The organism is Paenibacillus sp. FSL H7-0918 (assembly GCF_038007025.1).
GTDB classification, from domain to species: domain Bacteria; phylum Bacillota; class Bacilli; order Paenibacillales; family Paenibacillaceae; genus Paenibacillus_AQ; species Paenibacillus_AQ odorifer.
In genome coordinates this window covers 1,344,675-1,351,152 of record NZ_JBBOWJ010000002.1, presented here as the reverse complement: position 1 = coordinate 1,351,152, position 6,478 = coordinate 1,344,675, and the positions used below count along the sequence as shown (strand labels likewise).

General features: G+C 48.1%; 3 protein-coding genes. 2 read left to right on the top strand and 1 reads right to left on the bottom strand.

What is annotated here, in order from left to right; all coding sequences use genetic code 11:
• Positions 1-1,121: 1,121 nt before the first annotated feature.
• Positions 1,122-3,863 carry an aconitate hydratase AcnA gene (gene acnA / locus MHI15_RS19865; RefSeq protein WP_038568617.1) on the bottom strand — a complete coding sequence of 914 codons (2,742 nt, stop codon included), beginning with the start codon at positions 3,861-3,863 and terminating at the stop codon, positions 1,122-1,124.
• A gap of 453 nt (positions 3,864-4,316) precedes the next feature.
• Between acnA and MHI15_RS19860 the strand changes: the two genes are divergently transcribed.
• Positions 4,317-5,348, top strand: a complete 1,032-nt coding sequence (locus MHI15_RS19860; protein WP_080742388.1) for an amidase domain-containing protein — start codon at positions 4,317-4,319, stop codon at positions 5,346-5,348.
• 20 nt (positions 5,349-5,368) lie between these two features.
• Positions 5,369-6,460: a D-alanine--D-alanine ligase gene (locus tag MHI15_RS19855; protein ID WP_076130522.1), complete on the top strand. Its 1,092-nt coding sequence runs from the start codon at positions 5,369-5,371 to the stop codon at positions 6,458-6,460.
• Positions 6,461-6,478: the final 18 nt, after the last annotated feature.

Here is a 6,478-nt window from a genome sequence, read left to right as displayed (position 1 = left end):
TCATAACTCGTACACAAGTAATCTCGGGTTGTTATTTAGATATTCCCTGAGGCTTCCGGACTCAGAAGACGCTATTTGCCCATTTAAAGCCTTTTTGGCAGAGTTTCGGACCCCAGTGCAGCTATTCGGCAAAAATGGGCTCCTGTAGCGTGTTTTTCATGCCAATAGGGTCTATGGAGTCCGATCGCACGCTAAAAGTCGGATAATCGAGCGTATAGAGTCATCTGAGTCCGATAGCGCGGAATCCTAAGCGTCCCCTGAGGCTTCCGGACTCAGAAGACGCTATTTGCCCATTTAAAGCCTTTTTGGCAGAGTTTCGGACCCCAGTGCAGCTATTAAGCAAAAATGGGCTCATTCAGCGTGTTTATCATGCCAATAGCGACTATGGAGTCCAATCGCACGCCAAAAGTCGGATAATCGAGCGAATAGAGTCATCTGAGTCCGATCGCGCGGAATCCTAAGCGTCCCCTGGGGCGTGCGGACTCAGGGGACGCTATTTGCGAATTGACAGCCAGTTTGGCATAGTTTTGGACTCCAGTGCAGCTATTCGACCAAAACGGGAACCTTTAGTATGTTTTTCATGCCAATAGCGACTATGGAGTCCGATCGCGCGCCAAAAGTCGGATAATCGAGCGTATAGGGTCATCTGGGTCCGATAGCGCCGAATTCTAAGCGTCCCCTGAGGCTTTCGGACTCAGGGGACGCTATTTGCGAATTGACAGCCAGTTTGGCATAGTTTCGGACCCCAGTGCAGCTATTCGGCAGAAATGGGCTCATTCAGCGTGTTTTTTATGCCAATAGCGACTATGGAGTCCGATCGCACGCCAAAATTCGTAAATTTGTTCATTTAGAGTCATCTGAGTCCGACCCCGCGCCAAAAGTCGGATAATCGAGCGAATAGAGTCATCTGAGTCCGATAGCATGGAATCCTAGGCGTCCCCTGAGGCGCGCGGAATCCTAAATGTCCCCTGAGCCTCACGCAGCAATGGTGAAGATCCCAAAGACAACAGACAGTGGCACCCCACCCGCCACAAATTGGCTGCTGGAACGACTCCATAAAAAAGGGACTGCTCACAGCCACTCATGGCCGTGAAACAGTCCCTTTTTAAGTTACTTTAAATCTATTCTACCGACACCGCGGAAGAGTCTGTAGCATCTGCCAGCATCTGGCGAAGAACAGTCTGCAGGATACCGCCGTTGCGATAGTAATCAATATCGACTGTACTGTCGAGTCGTGCAATGACAGGGAAATCGAATTGTGTGCCGTCTTCACGGGTAGCCGTGACAGTTAGCTCTTGACTTGGCGCCACGTTGTTATCGAGACCAGTAATGTTGAAGGTCTCGCGTCCTGTCAGTCCCAAGCTGCTCCAACCGTGGCCTTCTTGGAATTGAAGTGGGAGTACACCCATACCGACCAGATTGCTGCGGTGAATCCGCTCAAAGCTCTCAGCGATAACTGCTTTAACGCCAAGCAGAAGCGTACCCTTAGCTGCCCAGTCACGTGAGCTTCCTGTACCATACTCCTTACCAGCGATGACGATCAGATTTTGTCCAGCATCCTGATAGAGCATGGATGCATCATAGATGGACATAACCTCGTCGCTTGGCAAGAAGGTAGTAACGCCGCCTTCTGTACCAGGGGCTACTGCGTTACGAATCCGAATGTTAGCGAACGTACCGCGCATCATGACTTCGTGGTTTCCGCGGCGTGAGCCGTAGGAGTTGAAGTCTGCACGTTCTACACCATGATCGCGCAAATATTCGCCAGCAGGACCAGAGGTAGAGATATTACCCGCTGGTGAGATATGGTCGGTTGTTACGGAATCAGCAAGCAGCGCTAGAACGCGTGCATCTTTGATATCCTTAATGTCTCCCAGACCGTCTGCCAGATGTTCAAAGAATGGCGGATTCTGGATGTACGTGGAATTATCATCCCACTCATACAGCTCGCCTTGCGGAACAGGAATCGAATTCCAACGTTCGTTAGCGGTGAATACATTTTCGTATTTGCTACGGAACATCTCCGGACTAAGGGAGAGACCAATGGCTTCACGAATTTCAGCAGTGGTTGGCCAGATATCTTTCAGGAATACTGGCTCACCTTGCGGATCAAATCCAAGTGGCTCAGTTTGCAAATCGATATTTACTGTACCAGCCAGTGCGTAAGCAACTACGAGCGGCGGTGAAGCCAAGTAGTTTGCTTTTACCTGAGCATGTACGCGGCCTTCAAAGTTCCGGTTACCGGAGATGACTGCGGCTACGGTCATGTCATTGTCAGTAATGGCTTGACTAACTTCTTCAGGCAATGGACCGGAGTTACCGATACAAGTGGCACAGCCATAACCAGCCAAGTAGAAGCCCAATGCTTCGAGTGGTTTCAGCAAGTCTGCTTTTTGCAGGTATTCAGTAACCACCAAGGATCCTGGAGTCAAGCTGCTCTTAACGTAAGCTGGTTTGGTCAGACCACGTTCCACAGCTTTTTTCGCCAAAAGACCTGCTCCAAGCATAACGCTAGGGTTGGAAGTATTCGTACAGCTAGTAATAGCTGCGATTACGACTGCGCCTGTGCTGAGCTTGCTGGTAGTATCATTTTTATGCTGTACTTCTACGACTTGAGCGATTTTCTCATCGCTGAGACCATAACCGCCTTTGTCTACAGGTGTACGGATAATACCTTCGAAATTTTCCTTCATATGCGTAAGTTCGATCCGGTCTTGTGGACGTTTTGGTCCAGCCAAGCTAGGAACGACAGAAGCTAAGTCAAGCTCAATCACATCGCTGAACTCAGGGTCTGGCGTATCCGAGGTACGGAACATCCCTTGTGCTTTGTAATAAGATTCAACCAACGCCACCAGATCATCCGGACGGCCCGTACTGCGAAGATAAGCGAGTGTCTCGTCATCTACAGGGAAGAAACCGATAGTTGCTCCGTATTCTGGCGCCATGTTGGCAACAGTTGCCCGGTCAGCCAGACTGATGTTAGCAAGGCCAGGTCCGTAGAATTCGACGAATTTGCCGACTACACCCTTTTTACGCAACATTTCAGTTACTGTTAGTGCCAAATCCGTTGCTGTAGCTCCTTCGATAAGGCTGCCTGTAAGCTTGAAGCCCACTACATCAGGTGTAACAAAATAGAGCGGTTGTCCAAGCATTCCTGCTTCAGCCTCAATACCGCCTACACCCCAGCCCACAACACCCAGACCATTGATCATCGTGGTATGGGAGTCCGTTCCTACAAGGGAATCTGGATAAACGACAGTTTCACCATCGATAGTTTTAGTAGTGGCAACGGAAGCTAAATACTCTAGATTTACTTGGTGCACGATACCTGTTGCTGGTGGAACTGCACGGAAGTTGTTAAAAGCTGTCTGTGCCCAACGAAGGAAACGGTAACGCTCCTCGTTGCGTTCGAACTCAACGTTCATATTGTATTCCAAGGCGTCTGCTGTACCGAAAGCATCAACCATGACAGAGTGGTCAATTACAAGGTCAACCGGGACAAGCGGATTGATCTGTTTAGGATCTCCTCCGGCTTTTTTTACAGTATCACGCATAGCTGCGAGATCCACGACTACCGGAACTCCGGTGAAATCCTGAAGCACGATACGAGCAGGGATAAATGGAATTTCTTTATTACGGTCAATGTCACCTGACCAATCGGCCAGTTGTTTCACATGTTCTTCAGTAATTGCACGTCCGTCAAACTGACGTACAGCAGCCTCTAGTAGGACTTTGATCGAAAAAGGCAGGGAAGAAATAGAGCCCAATCCTTGTTCCTCAAGGGACTTCAGATCATAATAGCGATAAGATTTGCCGCCTGATTCCAGGGTCCGAGCCAATGAAAAATGATCCTTGCTTGGCATATATGCGCCTCCTTGTTTCGTCTAATGAAACCCAATTTCAAATTGCTTCTAGCTTAATTATAACGGTTACAAAGTGGGGAGTAAAGTTTTTTTTCCTACATCTAAAGCGCGAATTATGCCTGAGAAAATGCCAAGCTACCCTTCCATTGTTATATTGTATCGTTTCGGGATATTCTTTTTACCTCAAAAAGAGCCATTTAAAGGAGATAATACGAAAGAATTCACCGGAATCCTTGGTTTTACTTAATTATTAGGCAAAATACACACTGAATTTCTCTTCCTCAGTCATTAGGTGATAGGGTCCTCATTGTCGATGTTGGATTGAGATGTCGGACTTGGGGTTAGAGTTTTTGCCTGATACATCCTTAACTATTCAACCGATCTGTATAGCGGCCTGTTTCCTTTCATATACATAGAACAGCAGTTAAAAGGGAAAGAAGGGGCGCGAGTATAATGGAACAACAGTGGAAGCAAAGTCTTTATGTATATGTTGATCAAGTAAATAAGGCCAGGGTGGAGCCTAAGTCATCATCGCATACCGTTTCCGTGTCCGTTAAGGATCCGCGTTTTCTGGTAGAACAAGGGGAGCGTTCAAGACGTCTTGCGGAGTGGTATAAAGAACGTGGGATAACTCCTTTGCGCGGAGAGACAGGGGTTAAGACTTTGCGGACCGTCCGGCAGACTCCGACCGAGGTAGTAGCAGAGGTTACACTGCATAGTGCGCTTTATTATGAAAAAGGCGGCGTTAACCACCGCGAGGATATTATCGAGCTGGAGCGGCTAACCTTTGTACGGGACGGTGGGGGCTGGGAGATTGCTGGTGTGGAACGAAGTGTCCCTGAAAGAAATACGGTTCATCGGGCAGAGGTAGAGCTATCGGGCAGACTATCCAAATGGGGAGAGGCTTTGCCGGCACCGCTGCCATCACAGCCCCTGCTTAACCGGAATGTTCTCGGAGAAATTGCGGGTTCAAGAGAGGTTCGTTATAACCGTGAAGAAGCTGTGGCGTATGCCGACCGCTGGTGGAAAGACGGCAATCCGGAGTTCGAAACTTTCGAGGTGGATTGCACAAATTATGTCTCCCAATGTCTCTTTGCAGGGGGAGCACCTATCAACTATACTGGTAAAAGAGAAACGGGCTGGTGGTACAAAGGTTACCAAGGCAAACAAGAATGGTGGAGCTATAGCTGGGCTGTATCAGACAGTCTGCAACGCTATTTGAGCGGAAGTCGGAGCAGTGGCTTGCGTGCGGAAGTCATGGAGCGGCCGGAGCAATTGATGCTGGGCGATATCATTCAATATGACTGGGATGGCAACGGGCAGTATCAGCACAGCACAATCGTCACAGCCTTTGATGCAGGAGGTATGCCGCTTGTGAATGCACGTACCGTTAGCAGCCGTCATCGGTATTGGGATTATCGTGATTCCTACGCATGGACTGATCAAACGAAATACCGTTTTTTTCATATTAACGACTACTTATAGTACAGAAAGAGGTTAAGGGAATGGGGAACGCAAAACTAACCGTAGGGCTGGTGTACGGGGGCAAATCAGGAGAACATGAGGTATCGCTACAGACGGCTTTTGCCGTGATGAACTCATTTGATTATGATAAATATGAGATTATACCTTTTTACATTTCAAAACAGGGATTGTGGAAGGTTGGAGAGAAGTTATCAGCGCCTTACAGCCAAGTGGAGCAGCTCAAGCTTGCAGAAGCGACCGAAGATATGGGCACAGCCCTGAACGTGGTATTTAGTGGATTATCGGGTGCTGACCAAACAGTGGACGTAATGTTCCCGCTGTTGCACGGCACGTATGGTGAGGACGGAACGATTCAAGGGTTGTTCGAAATGGCGAATATTCCTTACATCGGTGCTGGTGTTCTTGCCTCTTCGGCAGGTATGGATAAGGTGGTCATGAAGAAACTGTTCGCTGATGCCGGTCTGGATCAATGCGAGTTTTGTTATTTCAACATCAGCGCTTGGAAAAGAAAACGTCATGAGTTGATTGTTGGTGTAGAGGATAAACTGGGATATCCGGTATTCGTGAAGCCTGCCAATCTAGGCTCAAGTGTAGGTATTTCTAAGGCTGCCGATAAGGATAGTCTTGTAAAAGCCATTGATTTTGCTTTCCGCTATGATACCAAAGTTATTATTGAGGAGTTTGTGGATGCGCGTGAGGTAGAGGTTGGCGTGCTTGGAAATGATGAACCAGAAGCCTCTGTTCCGGGTGAAATCGTTTCTTCTGGTGAATATTATGATTACGCAGCCAAATATACGGACGGCAAATCGCAAATGATGATTCCTGCACCAGTGGATTCTGAAGTGGCCGATCGTTTGCGGGAGTCCGCGATAGTTGCTTTTCGAGCGATTGAGGGCAGTGGAATTACCCGGGCAGACTTCTTCTTGCGAAAATCGGATGGTAAAATTCTAATTAACGAAGTGAACACGATGCCTGGTTTCACTCCTTACAGCATGTATCCGCTATTGTGGCGTGAGACGGGTGTATCTTATAGAGCTCTGTTAGACCGAATGATTGAGTTAGCCTTGGAGCGCTATAATTTTAAACAAGGTCTTAAGTACGACAACGAGTAATAGAAGCTATAGCGGGAA

What these genes read in the sequence shown, in the direction of transcription:
- acnA (WP_038568617.1), bottom strand. Translation starts at nt 3,863, where the DNA reads ATGCCAAGCAAGGATCATTTTTCATTGGCTCGGACCCTGGAATCAGGC.
- MHI15_RS19860 (WP_080742388.1), top strand. Translation starts at nt 4,317, where the DNA reads ATGGAACAACAGTGGAAGCAAAGTCTTTATGTATATGTTGATCAAGTA.
- MHI15_RS19855 (WP_076130522.1), top strand. Translation starts at nt 5,369, where the DNA reads ATGGGGAACGCAAAACTAACCGTAGGGCTGGTGTACGGGGGCAAATCA.